This window comes from Flavobacterium bizetiae (assembly GCF_024271895.1).
Taxonomy (GTDB): Bacteria; Bacteroidota; Bacteroidia; order Flavobacteriales; family Flavobacteriaceae; genus Flavobacterium; species Flavobacterium bizetiae.
In genome coordinates this window covers 4,767,747-4,782,850 of record NZ_CP091861.1, presented here as the reverse complement: position 1 = coordinate 4,782,850, position 15,104 = coordinate 4,767,747, and the positions used below count along the sequence as shown (strand labels likewise).

Sequence of the window (15,104 nt, the reverse complement as noted above, 5' to 3'; positions counted from 1 at the left end):
AATTATAAATAGATATGAAAAAACAATTAGCAGCAGTATTGTTTCTGGCAGCATCATTACAAATGAATGCCCAGCAGCAAAAAGATCAAAAAATGGATGCGTTCGTCAGCAGTCTCATGAACAGGATGACGCTTGAAGAAAAAATAGGACAAATCAATTTACCCAGCGAAGGAGACATTATAACAGGATTGGGAAGCAATACAAATATTGCAGCAAAGATTCGTAAAGGTCTTGTGGGCGGAATGTTCAATATCAAGGGCGTTCAGAAAATCAAAGAAATCCAGAAAATTGCTGTTGAAGAAAGCAGACTAAAAATACCGTTACTTTTTGGTATGGATGTCATTCATGGATATGAAACTATTTTCCCGATACCTCTGGGAATTGCCTGTACCTGGGACATGAAGGTGATTGAAGAATCGGCAAGAATTGCTGCTAAAGAGGCTAGTGCCGATGGTATCAGCTGGACTTTTAGTCCTATGGTGGATATCGCCAGAGACCCAAGATGGGGACGCGTTTCTGAAGGAAGCGGAGAAGATACTTATCTGGGTGGACAAATTGCGAAGGCAATGGTAAGAGGCTACCAGGGAAAAGATAATACATTTTCGGAAAAATTTAATATTCTGGCTTGTGTCAAACATTTTGCATTATACGGCGCAGGAGAAGCCGGAAGAGATTATAATACTGCAGATATGAGTCATATTCGCATGTACAACGAATATTTTTATCCGTATAAAGCTGCCGTAGAGCAAGGTGTAGCAAGTGTAATGGCTTCTTTTAATGTGGTAGATGCCGTTCCTGCTCATGCTAATAAATGGTTGCTTACGGATGTTCTGAGAAAACAATGGGGTTTTGAAGGATTTACAGTAGCAGATTATGGCGGAGTAGGTGAAGTTGTCAATCATGGACTTGGCAGCTTAAAAGATGCTTCGGCTTTGGCAATGAATGCAGGGCTTGACATGGATATGGTTTCAGAAGGATTTCTTAATACAATACCAGCTTCTATTAAAGAAGGTAAAGTTGACATTGCAAAAGTAGATCAGGCCTGCAGACGTGTCCTTGAAGCAAAATACAGATTAGGATTGTTTAAAGATCCTTATAAATTTTGTGATGATAAAAGAGCACAGAAGGAAATTTATACCAATGAAAACAGAACTGTGGCACGAAAAACAGCTGCTGAAAGTTTTGTACTTCTAAAAAATCAAGGAAATCTTTTGCCTTTATCCAAAGCTAAAACAATTGCTGTAGTTGGGCCAATGGGCGATACAAAATCAAACATGGTCGGCACCTGGAGCGTAGCAGCCAAATTGGATAAACCTCTTACTTTGGTCGAAGGATTGCGCGAAACTGCAGGCAGCAAAGCCAATATTATTTATGCAAAAGGCTCTAATCTTTTAGATAATGAGAAAATGCAAAAAGATGCCACAATGTTTGGTAGAGATATTCCTTGGGACAAAAGATCAGAAGAAGAATTGATTAAAGAAGCACTTAATGCAGCTTCAAAAGCAGATGTGATTATCGCAGCAATGGGCGAATCTTCTGAAATGAGCGGAGAATCAAGCAGCCGTACAGATATCGGAATTCCACCTGTACAAAAAAGAGTTTTAGAGAAACTTTTAGCTACAGGAAAACCAGTTGTTCTCGTATTATTTGCAGGAAGGCCTATGACATTGGTTTGGGAACAGGAAAATGTGCCTGCTATTTTGAATGTTTGGTTTGGAGGAAGCGAAGCGGCAAAAGCAATTGGAGATGTAGTTTTTGGCGATGTAAACCCAAGCGGAAAACTGGTGTCGACTTTCCCGAGAAGCGTGGCTCAAATTCCACTTTATTACAATCACTTAAACACAGGAAGACCAGCATCAGATAAAGGCTTTGAAAAATTTAGAAGCAATTATATGGATGAAAAAAATGCACCCTTGTATCCATTTGGTTTTGGATTAAGTTATACCACATTTCAATACAGCCCTATAACGCTAACTGCAACTGAAATGACGGCTAACGAAACAATAACAGCTTCTGTAGTAATAAAAAATACAGGATCGAAAGACGGAGCAGAAACAGTGCAGCTCTACATAAGAGACATGGTAGCCAGTATTTCAAGACCGGTAAAAGAATTGAAAGGTTTTGATAAAATCTTTTTAAAAGCAGGAGAATCCAAAACAGTAAAGTTTGTTATCACTCAGGAAATGTTGGAATTCTACAACAGCACACTCGATTTTGTAAGTGAGCCGGGTGAGTTTCAAATCATGATTGGAAGCAGCAGCAACGATCTACAGACCGCTTCTATTAATTTAAAATAAAAAAATATGTTACATAAATTATTTACGGCTTTTATAATGCTGTCCGTATTAAATGTTTCGGCGCAAAAGACTTTGCCGATATATCTTGATGATACAAAACCTACAGAACAACGTATCGAGGATGCGCTTTCGAAAATGACATTAGAAGAAAAAATTGCGATGGTGCATGCGCAGTCTAAATTTAGTTCACCGGGAGTACCACGTTTAGGAATTCCTGAAAACTGGATGACAGATGGCCCTCACGGAATTCGTCCTGAAGTAAAATGGGATGAATGGCAACAGGCAGAATGGACAAATGATTCGTGTATTGCTTTTCCTGCACTTACTGCGTTATCTGCTACCTGGAACAAAAACATGTCACTTTTGTACGGAAAAAGTCTTGGAGAAGAAGCGCGTTACAGAAACAAAAATGTAATTCTGGGTCCTGGAATTAATATTTATCGAAGCCCACTAAACGGAAGAAATTTTGAGTATATGGGCGAAGATCCTTTTCTTGCTGGCGAAATGGTCGTACCTTATATACAAGGAGTGCAGTCGAATGGAGTAGCGGCTTGTGTGAAACATTTTGCACTAAACAATCAGGAAACCAATCGTCACGGAGTCAATGTAATTGTAGACGATCGAGCACTTTACGAAATTTATCTTCCTGCTTTTAAAGCCGCTGTTCAAAAAGGAAATGTTTGGGCGGTTATGGGATCGTATAATAAATACAAAGGTTTGCAGGGTTGTCATAATAGTTTTTTGTTGCAGGATATCCTGAGAAAAGAATGGTCGTTTGATGGAGCTGTAGTGGCAGATTGGGGCGGAGTTCACAATACAAAAGAGTCTATTTATAATGGTCTTGACATGGAATTTGGAACCTGGACAGATGGTCTTACATGGGGAGCCAGCAACGCATACGATAATTATTATATGGCAAAACCTTACCTTGATTTGATAAAGTCAGGAGAAGTGGGGACTAAAGAATTGGATGAAAAAATCAGAAACATATTGCGCCTTATTTTTAGAACCAATATGGACAGAAACAGACCTTGGGGATCTTTTGGTACAGCAGAACATGCAGCAGCAGCTCGTAATATTGCAGAAGAAGGCATTGTACTCTTAAAAAATAAAGAAGCCTTATTACCTCTGGATATTAAAAAATATAAAAAAATAGCAGTTATTGGAGAGAATGCGATCAAAATGATGACCGTAGGAGGAGGAAGTTCTTCGCTTAAGGCCAGATATGAGATTTCTCCTCTTCAAGGGCTTCAGAAGAGAATTGGTACTGAAGCCGAGATAATTTACGCAAGAGGATATGTAGGAGATGCCAGCGGAAATTACAACGGAGTAGTTTCCGGACAAAATCTTACCGAAAATCGTAGTGCCGAAGAACTTAAAAATGAAGCGCTAAAAATTGCAAAAGATGCTGACGTAGTACTTTTTATTGGTGGACTTAACAAAAGTGATTTTCAGGATAGCGAAGGTAATGATCGCAAAGAATTAGAACTTCCATACGGGCAGAACGAACTTATAAGTGAGTTGGCAAAAGTCAATAAAAATTTAGTTTATGTAAATATTTCTGGTAATGCTGTAGCAATGCCTTGGGAAAAAGAAGTTCCGGCTATTGTTCAGGGATGGTTTCTGGGTTCTGAATCAGGAAGCGCTTTGGCAGCAGTATTATTAGGTGATGTAAATCCATCGGGGAAATTGACATTTACTTTTCCTGTTGCATTAAAAGATAATGCTGCACACGCTTACAAAGCTTTTCCTGGTGGAGATGAGGTTACTTACAAGGAAAGTATTTTTGTTGGCTACAGATGGCATGAGAAAGAAAAAATAAAACCGCTCTTTCCTTTTGGTTACGGACTCAGTTATACTTCATTTCAATACAGCGATTTAAAAGCAGATAAAACAAAGATCACTCCAAACGATAAAATTACTTTTTCACTAAAAATAAAAAATACTGGTAAGCGCGATGGAGCTGAGATTGTTCAACTTTATATTTCAGATGTTAAATCGTCGCTTCCAAGACCAATAAAAGAGCTTAAAGGTTTTGATAAGGTGTTCCTAAAAGTGGGAGAAGAAAAAACGGTGATTTTCACGATCGATAAAGAAGCATTAAGTTTTTTCAATGATAAAGAACACCAATGGATTGCAGAACCTGGAGATTTTCAAGCTATAATAGGAGCTTCATCAGCAGATATCAAAGCTAAAATTAATTTTAGTCTAAAATAGTAGAATCATTAAAATCAAAAATAAAATACAAATGAATGTTATTTCTTCGCAAGGAGCAGTTTTCAAGGATTCTAAAAAACACTATGAAATTCTGGACGGGCTTCGGGGCGTAGCCGCAATTTTGGTGGTCGCCTTTCATATATTAGAGGTTTTTTCAGGAGGTGATCATACCAAACAACTCATTAATCACGGTTATCTGGCAGTCGATTTTTTCTTTCTTCTATCAGGTTTTGTAATTGCTCACGCTTACGATGACAGATGGAACACCATGTCTCTCACCGGATTTTTCAAAAGACGACTCATACGCCTGCATCCTATGATAATAATAGGTATGACATTAGGAGCAGTCTGTTTTTACTATGCGGCTTCTACTATGTTTCCAGCAATAGAAGGAACTCCTTTCTGGAAACTTCTTGTAGTAATGGTATTGGGTTGGTTTTTAATACCAGTTCCCGGATCATTAGACATAAGAGGATGGGCAGAAATGTATCCCTTAAACGGTCCAGCATGGTCTTTGTTTTTTGAATATATAGCCAATATTTTCTACGCCCTAATATTACGTAAAGTATCAAATACAGTATTGTGGATTTTAGTACTTATTTCAGCATTTGCATTAATACAACTCGCTGTTTTCAGTCCGCACGGAGATATAATAGGAGGCTGGTCTCTGGATTCGGAACAATTACGCATCGGATTTACCAGATTAGCTTTTCCTTTTTTAGCCGGAATATTGCTTCGCAGATTGTTTAAATCAGGAAATATTAAAAATGCATTCTTATGGAGTAGCCTTCTTATTGTGGCAATTATGTCATTTCCACGTGTCGGAGGATCTGATAATTTATGGTACAACGGAATTTACGATTCCCTTACTATTATACTATTATTTCCTCTAGTAGTTTATATTGGCGCCAGCGGAAGAATTAAAAGTGATGTTTCGAAACGTTTGTGTAGTTTTTTGGGCGATATATCATATCCAATCTATATCACACACTTTCCAATTCTGTACGTATATTATGCATGGGTATCCAAAAACAATGCTAGTCTCGAAGATTCGCTTGGAGTTGCATCCGTAGTTTTTATTCTCTGTATTGTAGTTTCCTATGTTTCTTTAAAATTATACGATATCCCGGTTAGAAAGTGGTTGTCAAAAAAATATCATTAAAACAATTAAATTATTATAAAATTGATAAGCTGTCTCTGAGGCAGCTTATTTTTATTTCATAAATAATATTGCTTTATTTTGCAAATTTGCATAAATTTGCAAAATAAAAATTAAGATTAAATATATGAGTTTACGAATTAATAAAGCAGTTTGGGCAATACGAAGCATTTTTTTTGTTTGCGGTCTGGCATTATCGAGCTGGGCGCCTATGGTTCCTTTTGCAAAAGCACGATTAAATTTAGATGACGCTTCATTAGGGATGTTATTACTACTTTTAGGAACAGGAGCTATTATTATGATGCCGATCAGCGGTTATCTCAGTCAAAAATTTGGCAATAGAACTATTATTGCGATATCAGCTATAATTATTGCCTTAGTATTACCTCTTTTAGCATTTTTCGACGGAATTTTACTGATGAGTTTTTCCATTTTGCTTTTTGGAGCAGGTATTGGAACCATAGATGTTGCAATGAATGCTTTTGGTATTCACTTGCAAAACATATATGGCAAACCTATTATGTCATCGCTTCACGGACTTTTTAGCGTAGGAGGACTTTTTGGTTCGATGGGATTAGGAATTTTAATGAAAATGGGATTACCGCCACTCACAGCCGCTATTTGTATTTCAGTTCTTGTTGTTTTAACTCTCGGTCTTCAATACGGTAATTTATTTAGTGCTGCCGAAGAATTTGTAAATATTCCAGCTAAGCACAGTGAATCTCAGGCATGGAAGTGGTCATGGCTAAATAAGGGCGTTTTATTTTTAGGATTCTTATGTTTTATTGTTTTTATGGTAGAAGGAGCTATGCTCGATTGGAGCGCCCTTTTTCTTCATGAAGATAAAGCACTAGACGAAAGCCTGGCTGGAGCGGGTTATGCTGTTTTTTCAATTGCAATGGCTTGCATGCGCTTGTTTGGAGACAGGATTGTCGAAAATTATAATGCCTCGATAGTAGTTTTCGCAGGAGCGCTTTTAGCATCAGCAGGACTTTTATTAGGGATTTTGTCACCCCTTGTTTCAATTTCTTTGCTGGGATTTTTTCTTTTAGGATGTGGCGCTGCCAATATTGTTCCCGTGTTTTTTAATGAAGCAGGAAAACTTAAAAACATTAAGACAGCAACAGCTGTTGCCGTTATAACTACAATGGGATATTCAGGTCAGCTTTTAGGACCAGCAGGAATCGGATTTATCGCCCATGCATCATCCCTTTCAAAAGCATTGATAGTATGTGCAGTTCTGCTTTTTCTGGTAGGGCCATTGTACTTAATGAATTTCTCTTCGAAGAAAAAATCATTAAAAGTGTAAAACTTTGAAAATACTTAAATGCTTAGAAGATAAAACAAAACTCAATAAATAGACATACAGTATGTATTGACTTTGTTTTAATGCGTCAGAAAACAACAATTCTCTTTAGTTAGTAAGTTGAAATTGGTTTACTGATCCTATTACTGCAGATCTTGTGATCTGCAGTAATTTTTTATAGAATAAGTAAGTTATATAATTTTAAGACCGCTCTTTCTGTACGAGTTTAATTTAAGGTCTGTGCTTGCAAGTTCCGTTATTAGTACAGCTACTTCCTCCATAGGACAAATTCTAAAAGTCTCCGATGTATTCAGCTTTTCTTCTACAGCAAGAGCGAAAGTCTTTTTTGAGAATTTGTGCATAGCGGTTTTAACATCCGCATCACCAGCAAAAGATGCCGTTACGCCAAACGTACTGTCAATTCCGCAAGTTCCCAGAAAATAACTATCTGCCACATAAGTGCTAATTTCATCACAAGCTTTTGCCCCTTCGGTAGTTTGAGTCTGAGCATTGTATAATCCCCCTAAAAGAATCAGTTTTATATTTTTATGATTTTCTAAAACAGGAATAAGTGCAGTATTATTAGTTACAATAGTAAGTTTAGATTTAATAGGTAGTTTTGCTGCAATACTACAATTGGTAGTACCACCATCCATAAAGATAGTCTGGCCATCCTCAATAAACTGCTGCGCCTTCAAAGCAATAACCTCTTTTTTACCTGTTACATAAGCCGCTCTGTCAACAAAACTCAAAGGATTTTTAGTTACCGGTATAGCACCCCCGCGAACCTTCGAAAGCAGTCCGTTATTATGTAGCGCTTCAATGTCCCTGCGAATCGTGTCTTCAGAGACTTCCAATACCATTGCCATAGTATCAAATTGTACCCTGCCATCTTTCGAGAGTATTTCCAGAATCTTTGCAAAACGTTCTTCTTTCAGCATAAAAGATAATATATATATATAATAGGACTGCAAAGATACATTTTTTACCCAAAGATATATTTTATAGAAAGGGAAGTGGTAAATACAAATAATGGCTATAAACCTTTATACAACCCGACAAATTTTCAAAACCTTTCACATTTGTTTTCTATACCTTATATATACGAGTAATATATCTAAGTCGAAGCCTTTAAGTTTTAGAATCTGAGCTTGAGTAATAGCGAACAGCTAAAGCGATTTCAGTTTTGGAATTTGGAATTTTAAAAATTTGAAATTTAGTTTTAAGGATCAGGAGCTATTTCCTGCTATCCGTTCCAATCTTTTGTGCCGAACGCCGGCACAAAAGGATTTCCTCTTCTATCAGGGCTAGGGCATAGGTTTTCATAAGAAGATATCTATATGTATAAAGAGAAACGTTGCGACTTACCAGTCCCAAAAGTAAAACTTAGCACCTCTGCTTCCGATAGCCATCGGGATTGCGAGATTAAAAAACGCAGTAAAAGGAGCTTTGTGATTTAATATCTTCGTGGCAAACTGTTCCAAAACCATTAAATTCCCTGTTACCAAGTAATCATCAAACAATATAAAAACCTGCGAAGTCTGTAAAAACAGGAGTTTTCAATCCACGCCTATTATGAAAAGAGCAATGCGGTTAAGAAAAATCTTAGAAAGTCTAAAAAAGAAGAAAAGCTAAACTTGATGTTATCAGAGTGTTAAGAGAAAGTTTCGAAAAACATTGAAATTATATAATAAAAAGGCTTGTAAATGTAAATAAAGGCGCTACTTTTGCACCCGCAACAACGATAAACGTTCACTGAAATACTGACAGGCAAAAGCAATCAAAACGAAAATTTATTTTCGAAAAAAGATTAAAAAAAGCTTGTGGGTAAAGAAAGAAAGTTTTAAGTTTGCACCCCGCAAAACACGGAAAGTTCATTGATAAATTGGTAAGGTTTTAGAAAGAAAAAGAAAAGAAATTTTCTTAAAAAAAACTTCAAAAAACATTTGCCAGTTAGAAATAAGTTTTCTACTTTTGCACGCGCTTTGAGAAACAAGCGAAAAGAAAAGAAATACACGTTCGTAGACATATTGAATTGACAGCCGTTTTAACAGAGATGTTAAAACAAAAGAATAAGAGTAATGGAATCGAGAGATTTGAAAAGAACCGATAGATAACATCGCAATATAATATTAAAATATACGATGAAGAGTTTGATCCTGGCTCAGGATGAACGCTAGCGGCAGGCTTAACACATGCAAGTCGAGGGGTATAGTTCTTCGGGGCTAGAGACCGGCGCACGGGTGCGTAACGCGTATGCAATCTACCTTTTACAGAGGGATAGCCCAGAGAAATTTGGATTAATACCTCATAGTATAGCAGTTTCGCATGAAACCACTATTAAAGTCACAACGGTAAAAGATGAGCATGCGTCCCATTAGCTAGTTGGTAAGGTAACGGCTTACCAAGGCTACGATGGGTAGGGGTCCTGAGAGGGAGATCCCCCACACTGGTACTGAGACACGGACCAGACTCCTACGGGAGGCAGCAGTGAGGAATATTGGACAATGGGCGCAAGCCTGATCCAGCCATGCCGCGTGCAGGATGACGGTCCTATGGATTGTAAACTGCTTTTATACGAGAAGAAACACTCCGACGTGTCGGAGCTTGACGGTATCGTAAGAATAAGGATCGGCTAACTCCGTGCCAGCAGCCGCGGTAATACGGAGGATCCAAGCGTTATCCGGAATCATTGGGTTTAAAGGGTCCGTAGGCGGTTTAATAAGTCAGTGGTGAAAGCCCATCGCTCAACGGTGGAACGGCCATTGATACTGTTAGACTTGAATTATTAGGAAGTAACTAGAATATGTAGTGTAGCGGTGAAATGCTTAGAGATTACATGGAATACCAATTGCGAAGGCAGGTTACTACTAATGGATTGACGCTGATGGACGAAAGCGTGGGTAGCGAACAGGATTAGATACCCTGGTAGTCCACGCCGTAAACGATGGATACTAGCTGTTGGAAGCAATTTCAGTGGCTAAGCGAAAGTGATAAGTATCCCACCTGGGGAGTACGTTCGCAAGAATGAAACTCAAAGGAATTGACGGGGGCCCGCACAAGCGGTGGAGCATGTGGTTTAATTCGATGATACGCGAGGAACCTTACCAAGGCTTAAATGTAGATTGACCGGTTTGGAAACAGATCTTTCGCAAGACAATTTACAAGGTGCTGCATGGTTGTCGTCAGCTCGTGCCGTGAGGTGTCAGGTTAAGTCCTATAACGAGCGCAACCCCTGTTGTTAGTTGCCAGCGAGTCATGTCGGGAACTCTAACAAGACTGCCAGTGCAAACTGTGAGGAAGGTGGGGATGACGTCAAATCATCACGGCCCTTACGCCTTGGGCTACACACGTGCTACAATGGCCGGTACAGAGAGCAGCCACTGGGCGACCAGGAGCGAATCTATAAAACCGGTCACAGTTCGGATCGGAGTCTGCAACTCGACTCCGTGAAGCTGGAATCGCTAGTAATCGGATATCAGCCATGATCCGGTGAATACGTTCCCGGGCCTTGTACACACCGCCCGTCAAGCCATGGAAGCTGGGGGTGCCTGAAGTCGGTGACCGCAAGGAGCTGCCTAGGGTAAAACTGGTAACTAGGGCTAAGTCGTAACAAGGTAGCCGTACCGGAAGGTGCGGCTGGAACACCTCCTTTCTAGAGCCTCAAGTGTTAGCAGTAATGCACGCTGAGGAAAAAAGATGTTCATTTAGAAAGTTCTGAATCGATAGATTCAATTACTCTTGCTGTTAGTTCAAATAATAAATTTTAAGTAAAACAGAGTCTCGTAGCTCAGCTGGTTAGAGTACTACACTGATAATGTAGGGGTCGGCAGTTCGAGTCTGCCCGGGACTACTTTTTAAATTGTTAATTATAAATTATGAATTGTAAATTATAAGAAACAAATAAATTAAAAAGACTGTGTGCTTAGAAAAAGGAAATTTTAGAAGTTGAAAGATTTAGGATCAAAAGTTCATAATTTTTAATTCACGATTTTTAATTTTTAATTAAAATGGGGGATTAGCTCAGCTGGCTAGAGCGCCTGCCTTGCACGCAGGAGGTCAACGGTTCGACTCCGTTATTCTCCACTGATTCGCCCAGGCGAATAAAAGTTCATTGACATATTGAGATAAGAAAATAATAAAAAGTAGAAAGCGTTTTTTGTTATAGTAGAGATACGAATAATAAGAAACAAAAAAAACGGTCATAATTAATTTTATGATTGGTACAATAAGCAAAATAAGGGCGTATGGGGGATGCCTTGGCTCTCAGAGGCGATGAAAGGCGTGATAAGCTGCGAAAAGCTACGGGGACGGGCACACACCGATTGATCCGTAGATACCTGAATGGGGCAACCCACTATGTTGAAGACATAGTACACCGATAGGTGGGCAAACCCGCTGAACTGAAACATCTAAGTAGGCGGAGGAGAAGAAAACAAAAGTGATTCCGTAAGTAGTGGCGAGCGAACGCGGATTAGCCCAAACCAATGTTGTTACGGCAATGTTGGGGTTGTAGGACCACGATATTTTATGTACAAGGAACCGGAAGTTACTGGAAAGTGACGCCATAGAGGGTGATAGCCCCGTATGGGTAACGAGTATAATAGATAGTGGTATCCTGAGTAGGGCGGGGCACGTGAAACCCTGTCTGAATTTGGCGGGACCATCCGCTAAGGCTAAATACTCCTGAGAGACCGATAGTGAACCAGTACCGTGAGGGAAAGGTGAAAAGAACCGTGAATAACGGAGTGAAATAGATCCTGAAACCATACGCTTACAAGCGGTCGGAGCCCTTTCGTGGGGTGACGGCGTGCCTTTTGCATAATGAGCCTACGAGTTAACGTTGCTGGCAAGGTTAAGTGGTTAAGCCACGGATCCGTAGCGAAAGCGAGTCTGAATAGGGCGCTTTAGTCAGTAGTGTTAGACGCGAAACCGTGTGATCTACCCATGGGCAGGATGAAGCTGTGGTAACACACAGTGGAGGTCCGAACCGGTTGACGTTGAAAAGTCTTCGGATGACCTGTGGGTAGGGGTGAAAGGCCAATCAAACTCGGAAATAGCTCGTACTCCCCGAAATGCATTTAGGTGCAGCGCTGTGCATAAAGTTATATAGAGGTAGAGCTACTGATTGGATGCGGGGGCTTCACCGCCTACCAATTCCTGACAAACTCCGAATGCTATATAATGTTTCACAGCAGTGAGGGCTTGGGTGCTAAGGTCCAAGTCCGAGAGGGAAAGAACCCAGACCATCAGCTAAGGTCCCCAAATATATACTAAGTTGAAAGAACGAGGTTTGTCTGCCCAGACAGCTAGGATGTTGGCTTGGAAGCAGCCATTCATTTAAAGAGTGCGTAACAGCTCACTAGTCGAGCGGACGAGCATGGATAATAATCGGGCATAAGTATATTACCGAAGCTATGGATTTGCAGTTTACTGTAAGTGGTAGGGGAGCATTCTAACAGGGTTGAAGGTGTATCGTAAGGTATGCTGGACTGGTTAGAAAAGAAAATGTAGGCATAAGTAACGATAATGCGGGCGAGAAACCCGCACACCGAAAAACTAAGGTTTCCACAGCTATGCTAATCAGCTGTGGGTTAGTCTGGTCCTAAGGCGAACCCGAAAGGGACAGTCGATGGCTAACGGGTTAATATTCCCGTACTACTAATTACTGTGATGGGGTGACGGAGTGATGAAAGCGCCGCGAACTGACGGAATAGTTCGTTGAAGTACCTACCTATAAGATGCGCAGGCAAATCCACGCGTCTTGGGGAAATACGATAGTACTCGGAGTCTTCGGACAAAGAGATAGTGCGCCTAAGGGCTTCCAAGAAAAACCTCTAAACTTCAGGTAATTAGTACCAGTACCGTAAACCGACACAGGTAGTTGAGGAGAGAATCCTAAGGTGCTCGAGAGATTCATGGCTAAGGAATTAGGCAAAATAGACCTGTAACTTCGGGAGAAAGGTCGCCCTGAGCAATCAGGGCCGCAGTGAAGAGGTCCAGGCGACTGTTTATCAAAAACACAGGGCTCTGCAAAATCGTAAGATGAAGTATAGGGCCTGACACCTGCCCGGTGCTGGAAGGTTAAGAGGAGATGTTATCTTCGGAGAAGCATTGAATTGAAGCCCCAGTAAACGGCGGCCGTAACTATAACGGTCCTAAGGTAGCGAAATTCCTTGTCGGGTAAGTTCCGACCTGCACGAATGGTGTAACGATCTGGACACTGTCTCAGCCATGAGCTCGGTGAAATTGTAGTAACGGTGAAGATGCCGTTTACCCGCAGTGGGACGAAAAGACCCTGTGCACCTTTACTATAGCTTAGTATTGACCTTGGATAAATGATGTGTAGGATAGGTTGGAGACTGTGAAGTGGCGTCGCCAGGCGTTGTGGAGTCATTGTTGAAATACAACCCTTTGTTTATCTGAGGCCTAACCCCGTTTTGCGGGGGACATTGCTTGGTGGGTAGTTTGACTGGGGTGGTCGCCTCCAAAAGAGTAACGGAGGCTTCTAAAGGTTCCCTCAGTACGCTTGGTAACCGTGCGTAGAGTGCAATGGCATAAGGGAGCTTGACTGAGAGACATACAGGTCGATCAGGTACGAAAGTAGAGCATAGTGATCCGGTGGTTCCGCATGGAAGGGCCATCGCTCAAAGGATAAAAGGTACGCCGGGGATAACAGGCTGATCTCCCCCAAGAGCTCATATCGACGGGGGGGTTTGGCACCTCGATGTCGGCTCGTCACATCCTGGGGCTGGAGAAGGTCCCAAGGGTTGGGCTGTTCGCCCATTAAAGTGGCACGCGAGCTGGGTTCAGAACGTCGTGAGACAGTTCGGTCTCTATCTACTGTGGGCGTTAGAAATTTGAGTGGATCTGATTCTAGTACGAGAGGACCGAATTGGACAAACCTCTAGTGTATCTGTTGTCCCGCCAGGGGCACCGCAGAGTAGCTACGTTTGGAAGGGATAAGCGCTGAAAGCATATAAGCGCGAAACCCACCACAAGATGAGATTTCTTTTAAGGATCGTGGAAGATGACCACGTTGATAGGCTATAGATGTAAAGGCAGTAATGTCATAGTCGAGTAGTACTAATAATCCGTAAGCTTATGTACACCCTTTTCCTCCAGGGCAACTTGGAGGAAGAAACTTTCTAAAATAGTAAATAAAAGTACTTTTCTTTATCTCAGTATGTTAAGATATTGTTTTTAATTATGAATTGTGAATTATCAATTCTTAATTAAAAAAGTTACCTCAAGTAACAACGACCTTAAGGTGGTTATTGCGGCGGGGCTCACCTCTTCCCATCCCGAACAGAGTAGTTAAGCCCGCCTGCGCAGATGGTACTGCAGTTATGTGGGAGAGTATGTCGTCGCCTTTCTTTTGAAAACCCTGTTTCTAACCAAACGGGGTTTTTTATTCTAACTTTTTGCTTACTGGTTTAAGCAAATAAGGTACCTTAGCTCAGATGGTAGAGCAATGGACTGAAAATCCATGTGTCCCTGGTTCGATCCCTGGAGGTACCACATCATGCTCGGATGGTGAAATTGGTAGACACGCTGGACTTAAAATCCAGTGAACAGCAATGTTCGTGCGGGTTCAAGTCCCGCTCTGAGTACTAAAAACTTCAATTGGCTAATTGCTAATTGGAGTTTTTTTTTGCACTTAAATGAAGGATTTTGATCTCACTTTATTTTAAACAATCAGATTGAACTGTTTTTACCGCAAAGATCGCAAAGGATCTTTTTTGAATGGTTTTTCTGCATTCTAAAGTTCGCAAAGTTGCGTGATTGCTCTGTGGTTTTTTTTTTTTAGTTTTTACCTGGAATTTGGTTTTATTATCTTAAAACCTATATTCGAATTTATTGAAGTACTTGGTTGCGTTAGGGATGGAAGCGGTATCCTTTTGCGATACACTAAACTTCCGGCAAAGCCAAACCCTAAAACCTCTCTCGCAAAAGATTTAGCGGACAGCCCGGCCCGGAGGGAAACGCCCAAATTCAAAAAGTTGACATATTAAATTTTCTAAAAGGGGTGGAGTATTTTTTGAAAAAGAAATGAGAGAGTGTTTTTATTTGTTTGAATACTTAATCATTTTCTATTTCTGCAGAAACTTTTGAGGTGATATTG

The 15,104-nt window shown here is 40.5% G+C and carries 5 protein-coding genes, 4 tRNA genes and 3 rRNA genes; 11 read left to right on the top strand and 1 reads right to left on the bottom strand.

Features of this window, described 5'->3' with window-relative positions:
- Nucleotides 1-14: 14 nt before the first annotated feature.
- The 4 genes from bglX to L0669_RS19790 all read left to right on the top strand — a co-directional run bounded on the left by bglX (nt 15) and on the right by L0669_RS19790 (nt 6,982).
- On the top strand, nt 15-2,297 hold the full coding sequence (gene bglX / locus L0669_RS19805; protein WP_263759604.1) for a beta-glucosidase BglX: 2,283 nt from the start codon (nt 15-17) through the stop codon (nt 2,295-2,297).
- Between the two features lie 6 nt (nt 2,298-2,303).
- Nucleotides 2,304-4,514, top strand: a complete 2,211-nt coding sequence (locus L0669_RS19800) for a glycoside hydrolase family 3 C-terminal domain-containing protein (protein ID WP_263759602.1) — start codon at nt 2,304-2,306, stop codon at nt 4,512-4,514.
- A 31-nt stretch (nt 4,515-4,545) separates the two neighbouring features.
- Nucleotides 4,546-5,676 (top strand): acyltransferase family protein, encoded by a 1,131-nt coding sequence (locus L0669_RS19795; protein WP_263759601.1) that lies wholly within the window; start codon nt 4,546-4,548, stop codon nt 5,674-5,676.
- Between the two features lie 124 nt (nt 5,677-5,800).
- Nucleotides 5,801-6,982: an MFS transporter gene (locus tag L0669_RS19790; RefSeq protein ID WP_263759600.1), complete on the top strand. Its 1,182-nt coding sequence runs from the start codon at nt 5,801-5,803 to the stop codon at nt 6,980-6,982.
- A gap of 188 nt (nt 6,983-7,170) precedes the next feature.
- On the opposite strand, the gene L0669_RS19785 is transcribed toward L0669_RS19790, so the two are convergent.
- Entirely contained in the window at nt 7,171-7,920 is a 750-nt protein-coding gene (locus L0669_RS19785; RefSeq protein ID WP_263759598.1) for a DeoR/GlpR family DNA-binding transcription regulator, read from the bottom strand.
- Nucleotides 7,921-9,120: 1,200 nt separating this feature from the next.
- Between L0669_RS19785 and L0669_RS19780 the strand changes: the two genes are divergently transcribed.
- The 7 genes from L0669_RS19780 to L0669_RS19750 all read left to right on the top strand — a co-directional run bounded on the left by L0669_RS19780 (nt 9,121) and on the right by L0669_RS19750 (nt 14,592).
- Nucleotides 9,121-10,634 (top strand): 16S ribosomal RNA (locus tag L0669_RS19780).
- Nucleotides 10,635-10,758: 124 nt separating this feature from the next.
- Nucleotides 10,759-10,832 (top strand) — tRNA-Ile (locus tag L0669_RS19775).
- Between the two features lie 159 nt (nt 10,833-10,991).
- A tRNA-Ala gene (locus tag L0669_RS19770) sits at nt 10,992-11,065 on the top strand.
- Between the two features lie 140 nt (nt 11,066-11,205).
- A 23S ribosomal RNA gene (locus L0669_RS19765) occupies nt 11,206-14,089 on the top strand.
- Nucleotides 14,090-14,245: 156 nt separating this feature from the next.
- Nucleotides 14,246-14,355 (top strand): 5S ribosomal RNA (gene rrf / locus L0669_RS19760).
- Together the 16S, 23S and 5S rRNA genes with 4 tRNA genes alongside form the textbook arrangement of a ribosomal RNA operon.
- 72 nt (nt 14,356-14,427) lie before the next feature.
- Nucleotides 14,428-14,500: transfer RNA gene (locus L0669_RS19755), tRNA-Phe, on the top strand.
- Between the two features lie 6 nt (nt 14,501-14,506).
- Nucleotides 14,507-14,592 (top strand) — tRNA-Leu (locus L0669_RS19750).
- Nucleotides 14,593-15,104: the final 512 nt, after the last annotated feature.